This window comes from Desulfobacterium sp. N47 (genome assembly GCF_051233685.1).
Taxonomy (GTDB): domain Bacteria; phylum Desulfobacterota; class Desulfobacteria; order Desulfobacterales; family RPRI01; genus RPRI01.
In genome coordinates this window covers 1-1,877 of sequence record NZ_JBAMMY010000046.1, presented here as the reverse complement: position 1 = coordinate 1,877, position 1,877 = coordinate 1, and the positions used below count along the sequence as shown (strand labels likewise).

Sequence of the window (1,877 nt, the reverse complement as noted above, 5' to 3'; positions counted from 1 at the left end):
GGCCTTCAAAAATTCTGAAACGATATCCGCCTTCAGCGCAAGTGGGTCAAGACTTACGCTTAATATCTTATGACAATGAGGGCATATAGACGTTTTGAACATTTTGGTTTTCCTTTATTATGTATTTTTTGTTTTATAACGAAAAGCTCACCGGGAGGCGCGCGTGCGCGCCGATCCGGTGTAGCGCCTCGTTAGGTGTGATTAACCGCCCTGAACTTCTACGACCAGATGCTCTAGGCGATACGGCTGTCTACTAAATGGACCAAACTTTTTTCTAAACGTATCTTTTTCATCATAGCCTATGAGCCTTTTAGTAAATTCCAATTGGCCAAATTCTAAACGAGATTTACCTTTCTCTATTACATATGTATAGCTCAAAGAATAGATTGCCGTTTCTGTCATCCTATCAGATTCAATGATATAACTGGTATGCAGAATAACAGGTATAGACCCACTCACAAACCAAGAAGCAATTTTGCTGAATTGGCTATCGAAGGCTTTTCTAATAGTGTCTATATTCCTTGAGTCAATTTGTATAAGCTTTAATCCATTTTTATTGGTTTTGACTTCTAAAAAGCCGCCACTGTCGTACACTGCCGCAAATTTTTCAAGTTCTTTTGGAAAAACAGCATTGACATTGATAATTACAGTGTCTGGTCGATGGGGGCTAAGTACATATGAATTACTTGGACTTTCTTGATTACATATCAGCACAATATGTCTCTTACTGTTGTAATCGCCGCGTGCAACATTCAACGATTCTGTTGAAGTAACACAACTCCTAAACGCAATAACAATTGCAGCGACCGATATAACAAATGAGGCATGTTTGTAAATTGATCGTATTATTAAAGTGTTCATATCGTTTCACCTAACGCTCCGCATAACCGGCTGGCAATGGAGCGCAGCGGAATTGCAAGTCCGAGTTGATGCGGTTGTTAGCACTATATATTTTCCGGTTTGTACTTCTCTAAACGATCCATGAGTTCGGGATTTCGGCTAAGAAGCATTTGGTATATAAAAGGCCAATATTCAGTGACATCATGATTACCTTGCATGTTTACGCGCATGAATTTAGCTGTTTTTAGGATTCGGTGATTCTTAAAGTCTTCAAAAAAAATTGGACTATCCACCTTGCACAATTTTGAAATTTCGGCAGCATAGCAATCACCGTCTCTCCATAGTGCTTGCCCGCGATCAATATCACCAGCTCTTATGAATATATCTGTGATACCTTTATAAGGTGAGGCACGATACATTAATAAGACATCACCTTCATTTGATCTCTTTGAAAGTGCCCATTTAAGCGTTTTTTTCTTGGAATCCAGGAACTCATACTGCTCCTTGATGACTGGCTGAATCCAGAACTTCTGCCCTTTCCCGTAAAAAGTTCTAAGTTCAAGAATTTTGAGGGTTCTTGGATAGTCTGGCCAGTCATGCTCCCAACATACGATCCAATCGCATTCTCTTTCATTGTGTTTGTGAGTGAGGAAATTGCGGCTTTTGTATTCAAATTCGATCTTGATTTCTACTTCTTTCCCATCACTTGACTTCTGATAGGCAATACAATCAGGAAAGCTGGCCCTGATCGCTTCAATACGTATGCGTAATTTTGGAGCTATTTCAGCAAACAAGAATACTACTCCCAATTCATTTACAGGGGCATAATGCATTGCCGCATTTTCTATCATTTCAGGCCTAGTTTTCATTTATTCCTTTGATCCCATTTCTAGTGCTAACGACGGAAATAACCCACGCCGCCGCCGGCCAAGGATAAAAAACGTAACTTACTCGGCGTTGGGTTCATTGATTTGTTATAAAACGATATCCGCCTTCAGCGCAAGTGGGTCAAGACTTACGCTTAATATCTTATGACA

Annotated in this window: 2 protein-coding genes; both read right to left on the bottom strand. The window is 40.0% G+C overall.

Going from position 1 to position 1,877, the window contains the following annotated elements; genetic code table 11:
* Positions 1-201 precede the first annotated feature (201 nt).
* Positions 202-861, bottom strand: coding sequence for a hypothetical protein (locus VXK47_RS02525; protein WP_435547197.1), 660 nt, complete (start codon positions 859-861; stop codon positions 202-204).
* Positions 862-944: 83 nt separating this feature from the next.
* The gene (locus VXK47_RS02520; protein ID WP_435547196.1) at positions 945-1,709 is read right to left on the bottom strand and encodes a hypothetical protein; all 765 of its coding nucleotides are present in this window, start codon (positions 1,707-1,709) and stop codon (positions 945-947) included.
* Positions 1,710-1,877: the final 168 nt, after the last annotated feature.